General features: G+C 56.7%; 16 protein-coding genes. 13 read left to right on the top strand and 3 right to left on the bottom strand.

Annotated features, from left to right (window positions below):
* The first annotated feature begins 3 nt into the window (after positions 1 to 3).
* Together IE102_RS03285 and IE102_RS03280 are read left to right on the top strand one after the other, a co-directional pair.
* Positions 4 to 1044, top strand: coding sequence for a stage II sporulation protein M (locus IE102_RS03285; RefSeq protein WP_189484944.1), 1041 nt, complete (start codon positions 4 to 6; stop codon positions 1042 to 1044).
* Positions 1031 to 1966 carry an RDD family protein gene (locus IE102_RS03280; RefSeq protein WP_189484943.1) on the top strand — a complete coding sequence of 312 codons (936 nt, stop codon included), beginning with the start codon at positions 1031 to 1033 and terminating at the stop codon, positions 1964 to 1966. The genes IE102_RS03285 and IE102_RS03280 overlap by 14 nt, the downstream gene beginning before the upstream one ends.
* 130 nt (positions 1967 to 2096) lie before the next feature.
* Here IE102_RS03280 and IE102_RS03275 read toward each other — a convergent pair whose 3' ends face one another.
* On the bottom strand, positions 2097 to 2852 hold the full coding sequence (locus IE102_RS03275) for a DUF7847 domain-containing protein (protein WP_189484942.1): 756 nt from the start codon (positions 2850 to 2852) through the stop codon (positions 2097 to 2099).
* Between the two features lie 233 nt (positions 2853 to 3085).
* Here IE102_RS03275 and pelA point away from each other — a divergent pair, with 233 nt between their 5' ends.
* From pelA to IE102_RS03260, 3 genes are all read left to right on the top strand, one after another.
* Positions 3086 to 4216, top strand: a complete 1131-nt coding sequence (gene pelA, locus IE102_RS03270) for a pectate lyase (protein WP_189484941.1) — start codon at positions 3086 to 3088, stop codon at positions 4214 to 4216.
* Between the two features lie 71 nt (positions 4217 to 4287).
* The gene (locus tag IE102_RS03265; protein ID WP_189484940.1) at positions 4288 to 5130 is read left to right on the top strand and encodes a TIGR00266 family protein; all 843 of its coding nucleotides are present in this window, start codon (positions 4288 to 4290) and stop codon (positions 5128 to 5130) included.
* Positions 5131 to 5257: 127 nt separating this feature from the next.
* Positions 5258 to 6739, top strand: coding sequence for a methyl-accepting chemotaxis protein (locus IE102_RS03260; protein WP_189484939.1), 1482 nt, complete (start codon positions 5258 to 5260; stop codon positions 6737 to 6739).
* Between the two features lie 3 nt (positions 6740 to 6742).
* Here the strand turns inward: IE102_RS03260 and IE102_RS03255 are convergent, their stop codons facing one another.
* On the bottom strand, positions 6743 to 7495 hold the full coding sequence (locus tag IE102_RS03255; protein ID WP_189484938.1) for a FadR/GntR family transcriptional regulator: 753 nt from the start codon (positions 7493 to 7495) through the stop codon (positions 6743 to 6745).
* A 183-nt stretch (positions 7496 to 7678) separates the two neighbouring features.
* Positions 7679 to 10567 (bottom strand): TonB-dependent receptor, encoded by a 2889-nt coding sequence (locus IE102_RS03250; protein ID WP_189484937.1) that lies wholly within the window; start codon positions 10565 to 10567, stop codon positions 7679 to 7681.
* 645 nt (positions 10568 to 11212) lie between these two features.
* Here IE102_RS03250 and manD point away from each other — a divergent pair.
* The 8 genes from manD (at position 11213) to IE102_RS03210 (ending at position 20603) form a co-directional block, all read left to right on the top strand.
* A complete protein-coding gene (gene manD, locus IE102_RS03245) occupies positions 11213 to 12421 on the top strand; it encodes a D-mannonate dehydratase ManD (RefSeq protein WP_189484936.1) in 1209 nt (402 codons plus the stop codon).
* Positions 12422 to 12434: 13 nt separating this feature from the next.
* Entirely contained in the window at positions 12435 to 13847 is a 1413-nt protein-coding gene (gene uxaC / locus IE102_RS03240; RefSeq protein ID WP_189484935.1) for a glucuronate isomerase, read from the top strand.
* Positions 13848 to 13907: 60 nt separating this feature from the next.
* Entirely contained in the window at positions 13908 to 16001 is a 2094-nt protein-coding gene (locus IE102_RS03235; RefSeq protein ID WP_229807538.1) for an alpha-glucuronidase family glycosyl hydrolase, read from the top strand.
* A gap of 54 nt (positions 16002 to 16055) precedes the next feature.
* Complete coding sequence (locus IE102_RS03230; protein ID WP_189484933.1) at positions 16056 to 16715, top strand: DUF6629 family protein; 660 nt, start codon at positions 16056 to 16058, stop codon at positions 16713 to 16715.
* 92 nt (positions 16716 to 16807) lie between these two features.
* A complete protein-coding gene (gene trhA, locus IE102_RS03225) occupies positions 16808 to 17470 on the top strand; it encodes a PAQR family membrane homeostasis protein TrhA (RefSeq protein ID WP_189484932.1) in 663 nt (220 codons plus the stop codon).
* A gap of 344 nt (positions 17471 to 17814) precedes the next feature.
* Positions 17815 to 19284 carry an MBOAT family O-acyltransferase gene (locus IE102_RS03220; RefSeq protein ID WP_189484931.1) on the top strand — a complete coding sequence of 490 codons (1470 nt, stop codon included), beginning with the start codon at positions 17815 to 17817 and terminating at the stop codon, positions 19282 to 19284.
* Positions 19284 to 20345, top strand: a complete 1062-nt coding sequence (locus tag IE102_RS03215; protein WP_189484930.1) for a hypothetical protein — start codon at positions 19284 to 19286, stop codon at positions 20343 to 20345. The genes IE102_RS03220 and IE102_RS03215 overlap by 1 nt, the downstream gene beginning before the upstream one ends.
* 12 nt (positions 20346 to 20357) lie before the next feature.
* Entirely contained in the window at positions 20358 to 20603 is a 246-nt protein-coding gene (locus tag IE102_RS03210) for an acyl carrier protein (protein WP_189484929.1), read from the top strand.
* Positions 20604 to 20607: the final 4 nt, after the last annotated feature.

Below are 20607 nucleotides of genomic sequence, written 5' to 3'. Positions count from 1 at the left end.
CACATGAGCGATGAAGACCCCGCAAAACCCGCCCTGCAACTTAAGAGCCAGAAATTTCGTGACGCCCGCGAAAAAGACTGGCGCACCTTAAGCCGGGCGCTGGATCGCCTTGATCAGGGTAAGCTGAACAGCTTTTCGACCGATGAACTTCTGAACCTGCCGGTGCTGTATCGCTCAGCCGTGTCGTCGCTGTCGATGGCGCGTTCGATCTCGCTCGACCGCAATCTGATCGGCTATCTTCAGGGCTTATGTGCCCGCGCCTATATGGGCATCTATGGGCCCCATGCCCGTTTCAAAGATATTCTGACCGGCTATTTCGGGCGGCAGTGGCCTGAAAGTGTGCGCCGCATCGGGCCGGAGTTTTTATTGTCTCTGGCCTGTCTGGTGATCGGGATTGTGGCGGGCTGGCTGTTGTGTGCGGGCGATCAGAGCTGGTATTCGGCGCTGGTCGGCGAAGATATGTCAGGCGGCCGCAATCTGTCGGCCTCGGCCGCTGATCTGAAAAAAACCCTTGAGGGCAGTACTGATGGACTGGCCGTCTTTTCGGTCTTTCTGATGTCGCACAATACCCAGGTATCGATCTTTGCCTTTGCGCTCGGGGTGATTGCGGGCATACCGACGGCCCTTTTGATCCTGCATAACGGGATGCTTTTAGGGGCCATGCTGTGGCTGTTCGCGCGCCAGGGGCTGCTGGTCGATTTCGCCGGCTGGCTGAGTATTCACGGCACGACCGAATTACTGGCCATAGTCCTTGCCGGTGCCGCCGGGTTTCACATGGCGCGGCGGATCATGTTCCCCGGCAATCTGACGCGTAAGGCCGCGCTGGTTGACGCGGGTAAACTGACCGGCTCAGTCATGCTGGGGGTCGCCATCATGCTGCTTCTGGCCGGACTGCTCGAAGGCTTCGGGAGGCAGCTAATCACCGACACCTCGGCGCGGTTTGGCATAGGGGCGGTGATGCTGGTGACCTGGACGGTCTATTTCACGCAGGTCGGGCGGCGTCTGACGCTTAAATTCGAAGAGGCTGATCATGGCCGCGCCTAAGACCCCGCCCATACTGGATGATACCCTAAGCTTTGACGCTCAGGGCAAGTATCAGCGCCGCGTCACCTATATCACCACGCCCGAAGGGGTGCGTCTGCCGTTCATCACCGCGACATTTGCCGAGCGGTTGGGGGCGTTCATCCTTGACTATCTGATCATCATTGCCGCCCCGGTGGCCCTGATCCTGCTGTTTTTTATTCTGCCGTTTGAGCAGGTGGACTGGAAGCGCGCCAAAGGGTTAGGCGACATCCTGATGATCCTGTTTTTCATGGCCATGTTCTTTGTCCGCACCGGCTATTTCATGGCGTTTGAAATGGGGCCTCGCGCCGCGACACCGGGTAAGCGGGTGCTGAAAATCAGGGTTATCGCCCATGACGGCGGACACCTGACACCGGTGATGGTCATCACCCGCAATATGTTGCGTGAGGTCGAGTTTTATCTGCCGCTGACCCTGATGGGCATGACCATGCAGGGCGGCGGCTGGGTGGCGCTGTCGGCGTTTTTATGGACGCTGGTTCTGGCCCTGCTGCCGTTGTTCAACCGCGATCAGGCCCGCTTAGGCGATTTTCTGGGCGGCACCCGTGTGGTCCATATGCCGCGCCAAAGTCTGGGCATTGATCTGGCCGATACCGAGGCTGACCGGCGCAGCGGTATCATGTTCAGCCGCGCCCAGATTGAGGCTTATGGCGAAAAAGAACTGGGTGTGCTGGAGGAAGTCTTACGCGAACGCAGGCCCGCGACCATGGCGGCGGTGGCGACCCGTATCAAGACTCGCATCGGCTGGGACGATCCTAAAAATACCAACGATGTGCCGACCGATGAAGCCTTCCTGCGCGCCTTTTACGCGGCCTTACGGGCCCATCTGGAAAGCCGGATGCTGCTCGGTAAACGCCGCAAGGATAAGCACGACGAGGTGCGCTAGTTTTTAGCTGGTCGCTCTTCCTGATCCATCAAATGAGTCCATTTGATGGGAAAATGCTCCTACAAAAAAGCCTCCGCGATTGCGGAGGCTTTTTCTTAACCGATCAACACCTGATTACGAAAAACCAAGGTTACGAAAAGACATTGGCGACCGCATCCGGCGTATGGGCTTCCTTGGCGCGGCGCAGACACAGATAGATGGCGACCACAAATACGAACGTCACCAGAGACGCAACACTGCTGACGATCATTTGAATGGTTAGGCTCACCACCGGCGGAATGGTCGAAGCCATAAGCCCCAAAGGCAGGCCAACAGCACCACCCGCCAGAGCGGTCAAGATCCCAACGACCAGCAGGATAAGAAAGATCTGCCAGCGGTGGCCCTTGGTCAACTCCCAGCTACGTTTAAGGGCGCCGATTACGCCAATGCCCGGTTCCGCAATATAAACCGTAGTTGCCACATAAAGGCCCAGCATCACGATAAAGCCCGGAATAATCAGCAAAATGAAGCCCACCATGATCAGTACCGTCGACAGTAAGCCCACAATAATCAGGGGAATCATATTCGCAAAACCCCGCCCGATCGACGCCCCAAGGCTAAAGGGTTGACGCGCCTCACCCTTAATAATGATGTCGGTGAGTACTGAGATGCTCAACAGCGCGGCAATTATCGATACCAGCATATATATGCCGAATGGCAGATATATGCCTTGCTCTATCTGTAGTTCTGGCTTTTGAATATCAAAGCCGTAGCTAAAAAACAGGCCCAGAACCGCCGCCACCATAGGCAGGACGTAGACCAACAGCCCGGCAATAGCGATCTTGCCAAGATATTGCGACAACAGCCCAAAGCCTTCGTTGAGCGTGTTTCCAATCGTAAATTTCATAAGGCTCTCCCTTTTTAAATATATGAATTAAGCGATCGCTTCGGTCACAGCGTAACCGCAATCGCTGTTCTTAAGGGCAAGCGTATCTGATCCATTGGATAATGAAAATTTCACCCCATACCCCCTTAACACCCGCTGCGACCATAGGGTGAAATCTTAGCCCTGCCAACTGATTTTGTGGCTTGTGTTCTGCGGCAGTGGTGGCACGATCACCGCAAAAAACGGAGGATCACATGAAACGGTTTGGCGCAATATATCTGGGATTGTTGGTGCTTACGGCACCCACGGCCTATGCCTATGAGGCGGTCCGGCTGGACAGTTTTTCCGACGCCGTTCATCATTGGCAGAACCGCCACGGGAAAGACTATGTCCGCTATAGCGATGATCAAATCGTTGAAATCGCAGATAATATCCTTCTGTATCAACGCCAGAACGGCGGCTGGATCGAAAATCAGGACCCGGCCCGTAAGCTCAATGCGCAGGAAATCGCGGCCATCACCGCGCAAAAATCCGATCCACGCGTAAGCTTTGATAATCGCAATATCTATGCCCAGATCGAATATCTGATGGCGGTATATGATCAGACGAAAAGCGATAAATACCGCACCGCCGCCATGAAGGGGCTTGAGTTTACCCTGTCGCAGCAAATGCCGGTATGCGGTGGCTGGCCCCATACCTTGCCGCCCTCGACCGACTATCACCATAAGCTGACCATTGCCGATGAGGTCACCTCCGGTAACCTCAGAATGTTGCGCAAAATAAGTCTGAAACAGGCACCGTTTACATCGATCGATGAGGCGACCCGCCAGACGACTGAAGCGGCTTTGAAACGCGGCGATGACTGCGTGTTAAAGCTGCAGATCCGGCAAAACGGGACGCTGACCGGCTGGGCCGGACAATATGATCCGGTAAGCCTTATGCCGTCGAAGGGCCGTACTTTTGAACTGCCCGCCATTGTGTCTCAGGAAACCGTGGCCATGCTCGATTACCTGATGAGCATAGACCACCCGACGCCGCAACAGATCGCCGCCATTGAGGGTGCGGTGAACTGGCTTAAGCGCTCTGAAATTAAGGGTTATGCCTTAAAGACCATACCACTCGACCCGCCGGTTAAGTACGACTACCACACCGCCACTTTCGATCGTGAACTGGTGGCCGATGATAAAGCCCCACCTCTGTGGGCGCGGTTTTATGACCTCACCGACAACTCGGTCGTTTTGGCGAACCGCGATGGGGTGCGGGTCAAAACCTATGCCGATATCCACCCGGAGCGCCGGTCAGGCTATAGCTGGTACGGCGACTGGCCGCAGCGGTTGATTGAGGTTGAGTATCCGGCCTGGAAGGCCCGCCATTCGGTCAGATGAATTTGATTTAAGGTGAAGCCGGGTGCGCCCCTGTGCTAATCATCGGGCAAACTCACAACAGGATTTTCCACATGACCGACTATCCCACAGGCTTTGGCGAGCGCACCCACCATAAGGCAGCCGGTGTCTCTGATGACATCGAGTACGAAATCAAAGGTCAGGAGCTTCAGTTCGTCGAAATCGAACTCGACCCCGGCGAAAGCGCGGTTGCCGAAGCGGGCGCTATGGTTTGGAAAGACTCAAGCGTCGGCATGACGACGGTGTTTGGCGATGGCTCGGCGCAGCAGAGCGGATTTATGGGCAAGCTGTTGGGAGCGGGTAAGCGCCTGCTGACCGGCGAGAGCCTGTTTACCACCGTCTTCACCCATAATGGTTCTGGTAAGGCGCGGGTGGCCTTTGGCGCGCCGGTGCCGGGCGTGGTCGTGCCGCTGAAGCTGGATCAATATGGCGGGCGTCTGATCTGCCAAAAGGACTCGTTTCTGGCCGCGGCTAAGGGCGTATCGATTGGCATCCATTTCCAGCGCAAGATCATGACCGGCCTGTTTGGCGGCGAAGGCTTTATCATGCAAAAGCTGGAAGGCGATGGCTGGGTGTTCGTGCAGTTCGGCGGCATGGTCATTGAGCGCGAATTGAAAGCCGGGGAACAATTGCATGTCGATACCGGCTGCGTCGCCGCCTTCACCGATACCATCGATTTCGACCTGATCACCGCCGGTGGCGTCAAGTCCATGCTGTTCGGCGGGGAGGGTGTTTTCTTCGCGCAACTGACCGGACCGGGCAAGGTGTGGATTCAGTCCCTGCCGTTCTCGCGCCTGTCAGGCCGGATTTTGGCGGCGGCCGCCGGGGGCGGGCAATCACGCGGCGAAGGCTCCGTACTCGGAGGATTGGGCGATCTGATCGGCGGCAATCACTGATTGGCGTAATTATTTTGCCACAGCCTGCGGGCCCTGAATCATGGTGAACACTTTTTTAAACAATTAGGCCGCACCCTTCATTACACGCATAAATTGTTTGTGCGCTGCAATATAAGGGTCGAGTCTGATGTTTAAAGGGTTCACCAAGTCCAGTGTGCGTGAAGATCAGGCGGTAATTGCGGCGTTAAATGCTTCACAGGCTGTGATTGAGTTTACGCCAGACGGTTATGTACTGACGGCCAATAGCAATTTTCTACAAACGGTAGGTTATAACCTCGAAGACATAAAGGGCCGGCATCACGGCCTGTTCTGCGATCAGGCCTATGTCGATAGTGAAGACTACCGCAGGTTTTGGCGCGATCTGGGCAATGGTCTGTTTGCCTCAAATGAGTATAAGCGCTTTGGCAAGGGCGGGCGCGTCATCTGGCTGCAGGCGACCTATAATCCTATTCGCGATGAGCGCGGCAATGTGGTCAAGGTTATAAAATTTGCCTCCGACATCACTGACGCCAAGCTGAAAGAGCTGGACTACAAGGGCAAGATGGCGGCCATCGGTCGCGTGCAGGCGGTCATCGAATTTACCACTGATGGGACTATATTGACGGCCAATGACAATTTCCTGAAAACCCTGGGCTATACCCTAAAGGATATTGAGGGCCAGCATCACCGCATGTTCTGCGATCAGGCCTATACGCAGTCAGCAGACTATCGAACCTTCTGGCGAAATCTGGCGCAGGGTGAGTTTCAGGCGGGTGAGTTCAGGCGTTTGAAACGCGATGGTTCGGACGTCTATATTCAGGCGGCCTATAATCCTATTTTCGATGATGCCGGCGCGGTGGTGAAGATCGTCAAATTCGCTACGGATATTTCTGATGTGGTGAGAAAACGCCTGCGCAACGAAACCCTCAATCAGAACCTCAACGGGGTGATCGAGCAGATATTGGTGTGTAACCGGATGGCGGGCAGCGCCTCCGACGCGTCGTCCGAAACTGGCGCGATTATCAACTCCGTGGCGGCCGCGTCCGAGGAACTGAGCCAGAGTGTGCGCGAAATTTCCCACGCAATGACCAGCGCCAAGGTCAGCGTCGAGGGGGTGTTCGATCACACCGCCCACGCCAATACATCGGCGGGCACGCTCAATAATTCAGCCACGGCCATGAACAATGTCGTCTCAATCATTCAGGATATCGCCGGGCAAATCAACCTGCTGGCGCTCAACGCCACCATCGAGTCCGCCCGGGCGGGTGAGGCGGGCAGAGGCTTTGCCGTGGTGGCGTCCGAGGTCAAGTCCCTGGCCAATCAGGCAGCGCGCTCAACTCAGACCATCGCCGCTGAAATCGCCAACATGCAGGCCGTCACCAACGAAGTGGTTGATGCACTGGGCCTGATTACTCAGTCCATGACGGGTGTGCTGGAGAACGTGTCCTCAGTCGCCAGCGCTATTGAGCAACAAAATGCCGCTACGGGTGAGATCAGCCACAATATGCAGACGGCGGTGGGTGCCGTGGGTCAGATCAATGACAGCCTGAGCACCATCAGTGAGACCTTTACTCAGGTCGCGGACGCTTCGGCCAAGGTTAAGAGCGAGATGGAAACCTTAGTGGCCTGACCTCTAATCCGTCACGCCTTTGAGGCGACGGGCAATGGCCTGACGGCGTTCGGAATTAGCTTGACGCACGCGCTCAACCGCCACGATTTCGGTGGCGTTCAACAGATGCTCAATCACCCGGTCAAGATGGTCATGCATGGCCTGACGCGCGGCATTGCCTGAGCGGCTTTTGAGGGCGGCCAGAATATCGCCGTGCTCATCAATCCGCGCCCCCATACCCAGATTAGCCGCCCGCGCCAGAATATTGCGCGCCAGCGGTGACCGGTAGCGCCAGTCCCACAGGTTTTCGACACAGGAGGCAATCGCGCCGTTGCCGCTGATCTTGGCAATCAGGACGTGGAACTCACGGTCGGCCCGCTCGGCCCGCTCAGGGTCGGCATGGTGCATCTGATTAACCAGATCCTCAAGCTCGGTCACCTGCTCATCGGTGATCAGGGTCGCGGCCAGTGCGCACACTTCGCCCTCCAGCAGACGACGGGCTTCGATCAGTTCAAACGCGCCGATCTCAGAGTCTGAGAACGGCAGCGGATCAGGTTTGGTCTTGGTAACAATGATGCCGAGGCCATGCTTGGCTTCGATCATGCCTAAGATTTCCAGCGCGATCATGGCTTCGCGCAAGGTCGGGCGGCTGACGCCGTACTGCACGGCCAGATCCCGCTCCGGCGGCAGGCGATCACCGGGTTTGTAGCGGCCGGACTGAATATCGGCCGCGATGGAATCGGCGATGCGCCGGTAAAGTTTCTTCGGTTCAGACATCTGTGTTCATGTATCCGGACGGCCCAGAGCCGTACTTGCCCTCTACCTATGCCTGATTTGCGCCGCTTTAGAAAGACTTAACGCACTGAGTTCGCGGTACAAAAAAAGCGCAAAAAAAAGCGGCACACCCGAAGGCATGCCGCAAGGAAAGGACCATTTAAAAGGACGGTTTTTACCTTTGGATCAGAACTTACCACTCCAGCCGATGTGGTACATGGCACCAGGGTTGAAGTGGCTGTAGGCGGCATTTTCATAGCCGAACAGGGTGCGGAACGGCTCGTTAGTGATGTTGGTGGCTTCAAAGGTGATCTGACCCTCTGAACCCCAGAACGCGGTATTATAGCTGGCGGCCATATCGACCTGACCGCGATCTGTGGCTTTAAGCGGCAGCATCAGCCCGTTCTGAGGGGCACCGGCCACGATACGCTCATCGAACCAGACATAGCTGAGGCGGAACGACAGCTTATCATTTTCATAATAGCCGGTGGCATTGACGGTTTGCGGCGATAGCTGCGCCTTGGCTCCGTCAAAGCCGTCATCCAGATGGGTGTAGTTGGTGCTGAAGCCCAAACCGTCGACGATGAAATCGAGCGGCTGCACCCAGCCCAGCTCTATGCCGGTCAGGTTGATCGAGTCGATATTCACCGGCGTGTTGACAAATACCTGCGCCACCGACGGGCCGCCGCGATCATTGATGGCCTGCTGTTGCTGGGCCGTCAGACCGGCGAAATCAATGCCCAGATCGGTGAACAACTGGGTCGTCTGACGGACCTGCGTATAGCCGGTGACGTGCTTCTTAAATATCGCCGCACTGACATAACCCAGACCGCCGGTGTAGTATTCCGCACCCAGATCATAGTTTTCCGAATAGTACGGCTTGAGCGACGGATTGCCCGACGAAGCGTTCTGCGCCGACGGGTCAGAGAAGCTGACGCCCGGCAGGAGGCTGTTCGGGTTGGCGCGGGTCACGGTCTTTGAGGCCGCCGCCCGCACCAGCAGCTTATCGGTCAGCTTGGTCGAGGCGTTAAACGAGGGCAGGACGCCGCCATAGCTGGTTTCCAGCGTCTGGAAGGTGGTCACGCCATTGACGGTGATCGGCCCCGTCACGGTCTGATCGGTTTCAAACCAGCGCACACCGTAATTGACCTTCACATCAAAGGACGCGATCGGGAAGGTAGCGGCATATTCGCCGTAGAGGCCTTGGGTGCTGTCGTTAATGCGGCCCGAAGGCGTGCCCAGCGCCGAGCTGTTGGTGGCGGGGGCGGCTGCATTATAGGCGGCATAGTTGGTCGCCGCTTTCAGTTTATCGAGATCAGGCAGCACATGCAGGGTAAAGCCCGGCGTCCCGTCCAGAATATGGGTGAAATTGGACGCAGGCCCCGTGCCCAGATACCCGGCAATGGCCGTTTGCGGCACCGCCGCAAACGCAAAGGCTTGATAGTTGGCCGAGTTGTCATAGGCCTGAATGCGGCGGTCAGCCTCATCATAGGCGTAGCCGGTTTTCAGCACCGCACCATTGTCAAAGTCATAGATCAGATCAGCGTGGGCGCCTTGGGTATAGGTGCTGCGCTTGACGTTCTGAATATTGACGCGGTTCCAGGTCCAGCCCAGATTGGGGTCAGCGATATTGGCGCTGGGCGTGATGGTCGGGATATCGCCGTCATTGGTGTAGTTGACCGTCAGGCCTGAATTGAACGGCGTATTGAACAGGAAGCTGGGGGCCTCACGGAAGAAGACGCTGTGGGTGTAGTTCAGTTGCGCATCGAGGCGGAGCTTTTCATTGATCTGCCAGGTCATGCTGGGGTTGATATTGATGAAGTCGAGGTCTTCATCAAAGGTGCGCGCTTCGACAAACATGGCCGAGTTGGCAAAGGTGCCCGACGTCACGACATTGTTGGCATCGACCTTAAGATTCAGCGGCACCATACCGCCGGTCGCCCCGGTCGATGAGTTACGCACGAACCAGTTGAAGCTGGAGCGGTCATATTCGCCCTTGGCCTTGGCGCCCATGATATCGAGGGCAAAGCGCAGATCATCGGACGGACGATATTCAACCGCCGTCAGCAGGGTAATCCGGTCACGCTTGCCATCGATATAGTTCAGACGGCCCAGACGCGGGATCATGGCATTGGTCAACTGATTGGCCGTCAGGCCGGGGTTGAGCGCCAAAAGCTCCGTAAGACCCAGGGTCGCACCCGGCGTCAGACCATTGCCGGCATTGGCCGGAACGACCGTGGCGAAGCTGAAATTATTGCCCTGAGCGTTGCTGCAATCGGTGCTGCCGGTCGGACAGGCCAGATTGGCATTGCTCCAGCCGACGGAGTCAAAGCCGTCCGAGCGGGTGCGCTGGCTCGATCCGGCAAGGCCGACCAGAACGCCCCACTTGTCCCAGGTCTTGGAGAAGGTAATCGCGCCACGCGGGGCAAATTCTTCGGACGCCTGCCCATAGGTGCCGGACACGGAGACGCTGATGTGCTGGCCCTTGTTATCGAACGGGCGGGCATTGCGCATATCGACGATAGACATGCCGCCTTCAAGCTGGCTGGCCAGCGGGGATTTCGAGACGGTCAGGCGCGTGAACAGTTCGGACGGAAACAGGTCAAGATCGACTTCGCGGTTGGACGATCCTCCATCGATGCCGCCGTCAGAGGCCACCGCAACCCCGTTGCCGTTCAGGACGACCTTGGTGAAGCTGGGGCCAAGGCCGCGTACATTGACCTGAGTGCCTTCACCGGTATAGCCGTTGCGTGAAATCTGCACGCCCGGAATACGTTGCAGGGATTCCGCCAGGTTCAGATCCGGAAACTTACCCATGTCCTGCGCAAAGATGGAGTCGGTGAAATTGACGGCATTTTGCTTGGCGCGGGCTGAGTTCAGCAATGAACCGCGATAGCCGACCACGACCACTTCGGTGACGTCTTCGCTGGTAGCCGGTGGGGGCGTTGTGGCTTGCGGAGCCGCATCCTGAGCCCAAACTGATCCGGCCATACCGGCCAGAATGGTGGCACCGAGAAGGCTGGCGCGAGCCATGCGGGTACGCGCACGCACAGAGCGTGAGAACCTGATATCCATTTGTTTCTCCATGTATATGGCCTGACCAGCCATTGGCTTTTTTTGTTTTTTTGAAATTTTCACGGCGAGTGTGACCGCCAACTGTTAGCGCTAACTTCCCTTACCGCATTTGTCAATATGGTCAGACCAATAATAGCGTCGCGAGTTGCAAATGACTGAGCGTGTCATGACGGCTTTGGTTATTTACAGTTGATATCATTAAGATTTTTTGGCCAGACATAGGGCTGTAAGACCCTGACCAATACACACATTTCCCCACAGGCGCGTTTTTTCCGCAACACCTTACACGCCCTGAATTGACAGCGCTTACTTTGTCATACAAATTCGTGTTTTATGGCACAAATATCTGATATTTCGTTACCAGATATACCATCCAGAATGAATACAGTCTTTTATCAAGAAAAAGCTTGCGCAACCGGGGTGGATTTGGGTTATATATAAAATAGGTCATACCAATTACGCAGCAGTTACAGGCCTCGAAGATCACCAAAAGGCACGGACTAAAGCTTACTAACAAAACTGATCGCGGCCCAAAGCCACGACACGAGGGAACGGAACATCTTTAAATATGACAGCCTGTCGAAGGTGAGCGTCCGCCAACATGACGCCCATCATCAGGGCTGCGGCTTCGGAGTACTAAGCTAAATGAAAATCACGTCCGCCAAGGTTATTGTCACCTGTCCCGGCCGCAACTTTGTGACCCTCAAGATCATGACCGACGAAGGTGTCTATGGGGTGGGCGATGCGACACTCAATGGCCGCGAACTGTCGGTTGTGTCCTACCTCGAAGATCACGTCATTCCGTGCCTGATCGGGCGTGACCCGCACCAGATCGAAGATATCTGGCAGTTCCTGTATCGCGGCGCGTATTGGCGCCGGGGGCCGGTTACCATGTCGGCGGTTGCTGCCGTCGATATGGCGCTGTGGGACATTAAGGGTAAGGTCGCTAACCTGCCGGTCTATCAGTTGATGGGCGGCAAGTGCCGCACCGGGGTGATGGTCTATGGCCACGCCAACGGCACCTCGATTGAAGACACCATTGAGGTCGCGCAGTCCTATAAGGCGATGGGCTATAAGGCGATCCGCATTCAATGCGGGGTGCCGGGTCTGGCCTCAACCTACGGCGTCTCCAAGGACAAGATGTTCTATGAGCCCGCCGATGCCGACCTGCCGACTGAGAATGTCTGGTCGACGGAAGCCTATATGCGCATCGTGCCCAAACTGTTTGCTGCCGCCCGTGACGCCCTGGGCGACGAGGTGCATCTGCTGCACGATGTCCACCACCGCCTGACCCCGATCGAAGCCGGTCGTCTGGGGCGCGATCTTGAGCCCTACCGTCCGTTCTGGATGGAAGATGCGGTTGTGGCCGAAAATCAGGAAAACTTCCGCCTGATCCGTCAGCACACCACCACGCCGCTGGCCGTTGGGGAAATCTTCAACTCGATCTGGGACTGCAAGGATCTGATCCAGAACCAGTTGATCGACTATATCCGCGCCACGGTTGTCCATGCCGGTGGGTTGACGCATTTGAAGAAGATCGCCGCCTTTGCCGACATCTATAATGTCCGCACCGGCTGTCATGGCGCCACCGATCTGTCGCCGGTCTGCATGGCCGCGGCGCTCAACTTCGACATCTCGGTGCCGAACTTCGGGGTGCAGGAATATATGCGCCATACCGACGCCACCGATGAGGTTTTCCCGCACAGCTACACCTTCGATAAGGGCTTCATGCAGGTCAATGAAACGCCGGGTCTGGGCGTGGATATCGACGAAGACCTGGCCGCCAAATATCCGTATCAGCGCGCCTATCTGCCGGTGAACCGCCTGCAGGACGGCACCCTGTTTAACTGGTAAGGGCCTTAAGTTCATGGCCGTGCTGAAACCGCATCCCGACCGGCTGCTGCCGGCAGATCCCACCACCCGCGATATTGCCCGCAGGCTTTATCAGACGGTCAAAGGCATGCCGATCATCAGCCCGCACGGCCATACTGACCCGCAGTGGTTTGCCGATAATGAGCCCTTTCCCGATCCGGCGCAGCTTCTGATCGTGCCGGATCACTATGTTTTCAGGATGCTGTATTCGCAAGGGGTCGATCTGGCATCGCTGGGGATAGCCACGCACGACGGCACACCTTATGAGGCCGACCCGCGCAAAATCTGGAAAACCTTTGCCGACAACTATTACCTGTTTCGCGGCACGCCGTCACGCATGTGGCTGGATTGGGTGTTCTCTAAAGTTTTCGGCATCGACGTCACCCTGACGCCGGAGACGGCTGATCATTATTATGAGGTGATGGACGCAAGCCTTAAAACTGACGCCTTCCGGCCGCGCGCCCTGTTTGAGCGCTTCAATATCGAAGTCATCGCGACGACCGAAGGGCCGCTCGATGACCTGCGCCACCATAAAAAAATCCGCGAGGGCGGCTGGAAAGGCCGGGTGGTTACCGCCTATCGCCCCGATCCCGTCATGGACCCGGAACATATAGGCTTTGCCGAGAACCTGGAACGGTTCGGACAATTGGCGGGCGAAGATATCACAACCTTTGCGGGCTATCTGAAGGCGCACCAAAACCGCCGCGCCTTTTTCCGCGAAGCCGGGGCAACCTCAACCGATCACGGCCATGTCCGCGCCACCACCGCCAATTTGTCACCGTCCGAGGCGGCGGCCCTGTATGACAAAATCCGGTCAGGTGATTTTAGCGCCCATGAGGCCGACCTGTTCCGCGGGCAGATGCTGACCGAAATGGCGCGCATGAGCCTTGACGACGGCATGGTACTGCAACTGCATCCGGGCGTGTATCGCAGCCATAACCAGCATGTGCTTAACCGCTTTGGCCGAGATAAGGGCGCGGATATTCCGCTTTCGACCGAATATGTCCATGCGTTGAAACCCTTGCTGGATGCCTATGGCAACGATCCGCGCCTGACCTTTATCGTCTTTACGCTCGATGAAACCGTCTATGCGCGCGAACTGGCCCCACTGGCCGGTCACTATCCGGCGCTGAAGCTCGGCCCGCCGTGGTGGTTCCACGACTCACCCGAAGGCATGCGCCGGTTCCGCGACCAGATGACCGAGACCGGCGGTTATTACAACACCGTCGGCTTTAATGACGACACCCGCGCGTTTTTTTCCATTCCCGCCCGCCATGATGTGGCGCGGCGGATGGATTGTTCGCATCTGGCGCGACTGGTGGCTGAGCATCGCCTTGACGAAGACGAGGCCGCCGAGGTCGCCTATGATCTAAGCTACAAACTGGCCAAACAGGCCTACAAACTATAATATCAAAATAAAAACGGGAGGTTTGAGATGTTGCGATGGATAGTGGCGGTTTGCGCCCTTATGTTAGCGCTACCGGTGCAGGCCGAGGACGGTTATGACCTGTGGCAGAGATACCGTCCGGTCGAGGCAGGCTATGCCATCCCCGCCACCTCTATCGTTTCCGAAGGCACCACCCCGCCCCTCATCGCCGCCGCGCAAGAGCTTGAGCGCGGCTTGAGCGGTTTGTCAGGCAAAGTGATTGAGGTCGGCACCCTCCGCGATAACGCCGTCATCATTGGCACGCCGTCCAGTTCGGCGGCCATCGCCCTCCTTAATCCTGACCTGACCAAGGCTGGCGAAGAAGGCTTTATCATCCGCACCACGCGCCTCAATGATAGACCCGTGACGATCATCGCCGCCAACCGCGATATTGGCGTGCTATACGGTGTTTTTGAATATCTGAAACTGATCCAGACCCGTCAGCCCCTGACCAGCCTCAACATCACCGATGCCCCAAAGGTCAAGCTGCGCGTCCTCAATCACTGGGACAATCTCGATGGCTCAGTCGAGCGCGGTTATGCGGGCACGACCATCTGGGACTGGTGGAAGCTGCCGGATGTCAGGCACCCGCGCTATACCGACTATGCCCGCGCCAATGCCTCGGTCGGGATCAACGGCACAGTGCTTAATAACGTCAATTCCAATGCCGTGTCGTTGAGCCCCGCCTATATCGCCAAGACCGCAGCCCTGGCCGACACCTTCCGGCCCTATGGCATCAAGGTCTATCTGTCGGCGCGCTTTTCGGCCCCGATCGAAGAGGGCGGATTGAAAACCGCCGATCCGCTAGATCCGCAGGTGCGGGCGTGGTGGAAAGCCAAGGCGGATGAAATCTATGCCGCCATTCCCGATTTTGGCGGCTTTCTGGTCAAGGCCAATAGTGAGGGCCAGCCCGGCCCGCAGGACTATAAACGCAGCCATGCCGACGGCGCCAATATGCTGGCCGAAGCGTTAAAACCGCACGGCGGCATCGTCATGTGGCGCGCCTTTGTCTACAGCCACGAAAAGCCTGATGACCGCCACAAGCAGGCCTACGATGAGTTCAAAGCGCTGGATGGTCAGTTTGCTGACAATGTGCTGGTTCAGGTCAAAAACGGCGCTATCGATTTTCAGCCGCGTGAACCCTTCCATCCGATGTTTGGGGCCATGCCGAAGACCCCGCTGATGATGGAGTTCCAGATCACCAAGGAATATCTCGGTTTTTCGACCCACCTCGCCTACCTCGGCCAATATTATGAAGAGGCGCTGAAAGCCGACACCTTTGCGGGCGGTAAGGCGGGCAACACCGTCGCTAAGGTCGTCGAAGGCGCGGTCGATAACCACACACTGACCGGTATTGCGGGTGTGGCCAATATCGGCATGGACCGCAACTGGTCGGGTTCTGATTTCGATCAGGCCAACTGGTACGCTTTCGGGCGGCTGGCCTGGAACCCGCAGGCCTCATCGCGCGCGATTGCCGACGACTGGGCCCGCATGACCTTTTCCAATGATCCGGCCTTTGTGGCACCCGTGGTCGATATGATGATGACCTCACGCGAAACCGTGGCCGATTACATGACGCCGCTGGGGCTGCATCACCTGATGGATACCGGCCACCATTATGGGCCAGGGCCGTGGGTCGATAATCTGGAGCGCGCCGACTGGAACCCGGTCTATTATCACAAGGCCGATATCAATGGCATTGGCTTTGACCGGATGAAAACCGGCTCGAACGCCATTGCTCAGTACACCCCAAAAGCCGCCAAACTCTGGGCCGAGCCAAAGACCATGGATGAGCGCTATCTGTTGTGGTTCCATCATGTGCCGTGGGATTATAAGGTTAAATCGGGACGTACCCTGTGGGATGAGGTGGTGGTGACCTATTCTAAGGGGGCATCCGATGTGACCACCATGCGCAATCGTTGGGCGTCGCTTAAGCCTTACGTCGATGCGGATCGTTTTGAGGCCGTGGCCACTAATCTGATGATCCAGGAACGCGAAGCCAGATGGTGGCGCGATGCGTCGGTCGCCTATTTCCAGTCGATTTCCAAACGGCCCTTGCCCGCCGGTTATTCAGCGCCGGAAAAGACACTGGAATATTACAGGTCACTGAAATTCCCGTATGCCCCCGGAAACTGATCGACTTTAAGCCAAAAGCACGTCACTTTCTCCGAGTATACGGAGGGTATCAGCATGTGTTTTTCGGCCCCGGTCAGCTTTGCCGCCAGCGCCTTTATCGCCACGGCGGGCGTCATGGCCCTGCGCGAAACCACATTAAAAACCGAGCGCCCGTTCGCGTCGGTGCCGCTGCTGTTTGCTATCCAGCAGTTTATCGAAGGCTGCCTGTGGGTGCTTTTGCCACAAACCGGAACCGGCGTGGCGACCCATGCCCTGACCCAGGGTTACGCCGTCTTTATCGGGGTGATCTGGCCGATCATCATACCCCTGTCGATCCTGCTAATTGAGCCTGACCTGATCCGCAAACGGCTGATGCAGGTGGTTCTGCTGCTCGGCGTTGCCGTGGCTGCCTTTACGCTGATGATCATCCTGAAATACGGTGTGGCCGTGCAAATGGTCAATCAGTGCCTAGTCTACACCAATCCGGTCGGGGGCGGGTTCTGGATACGCAGTGCCTATGTGATTGCGACCTGCGCAGCGTTCTTTATCTCCAGCCACGTCAGCGTGCGCGTGATTGGCATGGCCATGGTGGTCGGCTTTGCCGTGGCCTTCAGCTTTTTCAGGTTAAATTATCCGTCGGTGTGGTGTTTCTTTGCCGCACTGGTCAGCGCGCTCACCTACTGGCATTTCCGACGCAAAAAGACAGATGACGTTAAGGAAACCCTTACGGTGTAATCATTCTGAACCGAATGTGATTGGCTTGATCTGGTTTTGAGACCCTATTATAGTGACGAAAAGTCGTTACGTCGCTTGCAGGCTCCAATTCCATGACCTCATCTGTCGTTACATCTGACCATTACCCCACACCTACGGAACGCCGCGCCGACCTGATCGTGCATGTGGTCGGCCTGTGCATGGCCCTGTTTGGGGGCGGCATTGCGCTTGGGCTTGCCATCAGTCACGGCTATCTGGGTAAAGTCGCCGCCGTCAGTGTCTATGCGCTTGGCTTTGTTGCCATGCTGGCCTTTTCGACCGCCTATAACTTCGCCAAGCCGAACTGGCAGCCGTTTTTGCGACGGCTGGACCACGCTGGCATTTTCCTGATGATTGCCGCCAGCTACACGCCCTTTACCACTCAGGCGCTGGAGGGCGGCTGGGCCATCGGCATGACGGTGGCGGTCTGGACGCTGGCGGGCTTAGGTATGGCCGGAAAGCTGTTCTTACCCTCTTTGAGCAAGGTCATCTGGATCGTGTTCTATCTGGCACTCGGCTGGCTGATCGTTATTGCAACCAAGCCCATGATCCGCGAAGTGCCCATGCCCGCCCTGATAATGCTGGCGGCCGGCGGCGTGCTCTACAGCGTGGGCACGATTTTTTACATGAATAAGCGCCTGAAATTCCGCCGCGCCATCTGGCATGGCCATGTGCTGGCCGGAGCCTCTGCCCACTATGTCGCCATCCTCGTCGGTATTGTGCTGGCGGTGAAATAGCCCCCACCTGTGGCCATAAAGGCGCAGCCCCTATGCTGCTTTGCAACATTTGTCCGTGTTCACTCTTCCCAACGCTGTTATTTGACGTTAAGGTGTCATATCGGGAGACCGATGGGCAGGATTGCGACGGGCAAGTGTAATTTATGCTTAATTATCTATTATTTGCAGAATCCCGTCAGACCGCCTGAAAGTTGGCGTATATTATTTTGGGGTATTATCCAGACACTCGCGGAGTTTAGGCATAGTCCTTGCTCAGCGCTTCGCACCGGCGGGTTTATGTCCCGTTTCGGGTGATGCCGGAATATGGATTTTACAGGTAATTTTTAAAGCGGGCTGACTGACAAGTGCTGTTCAATTCAATTGAATTTATTGTCTTTTTTATAGCGACCGTCATCGGCTACATGCTGATGCCGTCTCGTTTACGCTTACCCCTTTTACTGATCGCCAGTCTGGTATTTTATGGCTGGTCAGGGCCTTTATTCCTGGTGCATCTGCTGGTGGCGGCGGGTCTCGTCTACTATTTCGCAATCGCGATAGAAAAGGCCGAGGATAAGCCCCGCAAGCAGATGATCATGACCATCGCCATTGTGCTGTTGGTGCTCAATCTGGTCGGTTTTAAGTATACCTCGTTCTTCAATGAATCTTTGCGCGGCCTGTTCGGCTGGTTTGGGGCATCCTATAATGTCCCGGTTCTGAACATCATCCTGCCGCTGGGGATTTCGTTCTATACTTTCCTGATGATCGGCTATCTGATCGACACCCTGCGCGGTGATAAGGCCGAGCGTGATCCGTGGGTGTTTGGCACATTTGTGTTCTTCTTCCCCAAGATGATCGCGGGCCCCATCGAGCGCGGCAAGAATTTGCTGCCGCAATTACGCGCGCCCCTCACAGGCTTTAACTACGCCCTGATGACGGCGGGCCTGCAACTGATGCTGTGGGGTGCGTTCAAAAAGGTCGTGGTCGCTGACCGCATCGCGCCGTTCGTCAACCGGGTCTATGATGACCCCCATGCCTTTGATGGCGTGGCCATGGTGTTTGCAACCTGGCTCTATGCCTTTCAGCTTTATTTCGATTTCAGCGGCTATACCGACATCGCGCTCGGTGCCGCCATGGTGTTTGGCATCAAGCTGCTGCCAAACTTCAACCGCCCCTATTTCGCCGTGTCCATTCAGGATTTCTGGAAGCGCTGGCATATATCTTTGAGCTCATGGCTTAACGACTACGTCTATACGCCGTTTTCGCGCAGCCGCTGGACCGGGCTTAAGATGTATAATCTGATGCTGGCCGGGATGATGCTGACCTTTGTGGTGTCCGGTTTCTGGCATGGCGCCAACTGGACCTTCATCGTCTGGGGCGCGCTGCACGGTAGCTATGTGGTCGTGTCGCTGCTGGCGCAAAAGCCGTGGAACAAGTTTGCCAAAAATTCCGGCCTGACCAAGCGCCCCAAAACCTACCGCGCCCTCAAGATCGGCGTGACCTTTTTCCTCGTCTGCTTTGCCTATATCTTCTTCCGGTCGGACTCGCTGGCCGATGCGGGCTATATCATCAGCCATATGCACACCGGCTGGGGCGGCTTTGCGGGCAGCATCCGTTCGGTGATCGACGGCAAGCTGGCCGAAATGGCGCTGGCGATCCTCGGCATCATCGTGGTCATGGCCCCTGAGTGGTATAAGGATCACGCCAAGGTTGGCGATATCTACCGCGCCCTGCCGTCATGGCAGCGCTGGGGACTGGTCTATGCCGCCACGGTCGCCGTCGTCATTCTGGGGGCCTATTACAACCTCGACCAAAAATTCATCTATTTCAGGTTTTGATGATGGACAGCGAAACGCCAAAACCAAATGAAGGTGACGCGGCGCTGCCAACAGCGGTCGCAAAACCCAAAGGTGCACTTAGCCTGCTAGGCCGTCTGGCGCTATTGGGTGTAGCGTCCGTCGCGACCCTGATGGCCGTCGTGCTGGGCATCCCTGATGATAACGACTACGCGCGCGCTACCCTGTTGAAGCATGACCGGCTCTCGACCCTGCCGGGCAAAAAGATCGTTCTGGTGGGCGGATCGAACCTGTCCTACGGTATGGATTCAACGCTGATTGAGCGTGAAACCGGCTGCCCGGCCGTCAATATGGGCCTCAACGGCTATTTCGGTGTTCGCTATCTGATGCGCGAAGTGGCTGACGATGTGAAGCCCGGCGATATCATTGTCATCGCCTTTGAATGGGACAGCTTTGGCAAGCCGATCGAAGGGTCGGGCAAGGATCTTTACGCCATCGTCAAGACCAACCCCGCTGCCATCGCTTACCTGACGCCACAACAAATCGGTGAGGCCGTATCCGCCATCCCGTTCGTCGCCCAGTCCAAGCTGCTGCGCATAGGCAATCAGGCGGCGCGCGGTGAACTGTTCATGCCCAAAGGTGACAATCTGCTGGATAAGCTGATCGAGGTTGAATCCTTCAAGAGCTTTGCCCCGACCGGCGACCTGGTGGGCCACAAAGGTGTGACCTGGACCGGCGACATCGAAGAGGGCACCAAGCTTTATCAAACCGGCATTGACCCCACGGTTGTCCCCGCCATCAAGGCCTATGCCAAGGCGATGGAAGCCAAAGGTGTCCATGTGGTCATGTCCTACACCCCGACCATGCGCCACTATTACGCCGCCAACAAAACCCAGATCGACAGCGTTCATACGGCGCTTACCACCGGCCCTGATGCCGTTAAGGCCCCGCGTCCACCGTCCGATTATGTGTTCGATGAATCGCTATTTTTCGACACGGTCTATCACCTCAAGGCCGAAACCCGTCACCTCCGCGTCCAGCAAGTCGTGGGCGATCTGCGCACCACACTCAAGGACGCGGCCACCTGTCCTAAATCTAACTAAAGGAAACTAATAATGACCGAAGACCAAATCTACGCCGCCATCGTTGAAATCATCAGCCAGACTCTGGATGACAAGGGCCTCGACGTGCCGGAAATCACCCCGGCGACTGAAGTTCTGGGCGATGAACTGGGGATCGACTCGCTCGATCTGGCCACCCTCGTGTCTGAACTGGAAAAGAAGATCGGTTTCGATCCGTTCGCCAAGGGCTTTATCGAATTCAAAACGGTCGGTGAACTGACCAAGCTTTACGTGCGTTAAGCGC

Source organism: Asticcacaulis endophyticus (assembly GCF_014652575.1).
GTDB lineage: Bacteria > Pseudomonadota > Alphaproteobacteria > Caulobacterales > Caulobacteraceae > Asticcacaulis > Asticcacaulis endophyticus.
This window is presented reverse-complemented; position numbering and strand designations above follow the sequence as displayed.

What these genes read in the sequence shown, in the direction of transcription:
- IE102_RS03285 (WP_189484944.1), top strand. Translation starts at nt 4, where the DNA reads ATGAGCGATGAAGACCCCGCAAAACCCGCCCTGCAACTTAAGAGCCAG.
- IE102_RS03280 (WP_189484943.1), top strand. Translation starts at nt 1,031, where the DNA reads ATGGCCGCGCCTAAGACCCCGCCCATACTGGATGATACCCTAAGCTTT.
- IE102_RS03275 (WP_189484942.1), bottom strand. Translation starts at nt 2,852, where the DNA reads ATGAAATTTACGATTGGAAACACGCTCAACGAAGGCTTTGGGCTGTTG.
- pelA (WP_189484941.1), top strand. Translation starts at nt 3,086, where the DNA reads ATGAAACGGTTTGGCGCAATATATCTGGGATTGTTGGTGCTTACGGCA.
- IE102_RS03265 (WP_189484940.1), top strand. Translation starts at nt 4,288, where the DNA reads ATGACCGACTATCCCACAGGCTTTGGCGAGCGCACCCACCATAAGGCA.
- IE102_RS03260 (WP_189484939.1), top strand. Translation starts at nt 5,258, where the DNA reads ATGTTTAAAGGGTTCACCAAGTCCAGTGTGCGTGAAGATCAGGCGGTA.
- IE102_RS03255 (WP_189484938.1), bottom strand. Translation starts at nt 7,495, where the DNA reads ATGTCTGAACCGAAGAAACTTTACCGGCGCATCGCCGATTCCATCGCG.
- IE102_RS03250 (WP_189484937.1), bottom strand. Translation starts at nt 10,567, where the DNA reads ATGGATATCAGGTTCTCACGCTCTGTGCGTGCGCGTACCCGCATGGCT.
- manD (WP_189484936.1), top strand. Translation starts at nt 11,213, where the DNA reads ATGAAAATCACGTCCGCCAAGGTTATTGTCACCTGTCCCGGCCGCAAC.
- uxaC (WP_189484935.1), top strand. Translation starts at nt 12,435, where the DNA reads ATGGCCGTGCTGAAACCGCATCCCGACCGGCTGCTGCCGGCAGATCCC.
- IE102_RS03235 (WP_229807538.1), top strand. Translation starts at nt 13,908, where the DNA reads ATGTTAGCGCTACCGGTGCAGGCCGAGGACGGTTATGACCTGTGGCAG.
- IE102_RS03230 (WP_189484933.1), top strand. Translation starts at nt 16,056, where the DNA reads ATGTGTTTTTCGGCCCCGGTCAGCTTTGCCGCCAGCGCCTTTATCGCC.
- trhA (WP_189484932.1), top strand. Translation starts at nt 16,808, where the DNA reads ATGACCTCATCTGTCGTTACATCTGACCATTACCCCACACCTACGGAA.
- IE102_RS03215 (WP_189484930.1), top strand. Translation starts at nt 19,284, where the DNA reads ATGATGGACAGCGAAACGCCAAAACCAAATGAAGGTGACGCGGCGCTG.
- IE102_RS03210 (WP_189484929.1), top strand. Translation starts at nt 20,358, where the DNA reads ATGACCGAAGACCAAATCTACGCCGCCATCGTTGAAATCATCAGCCAG.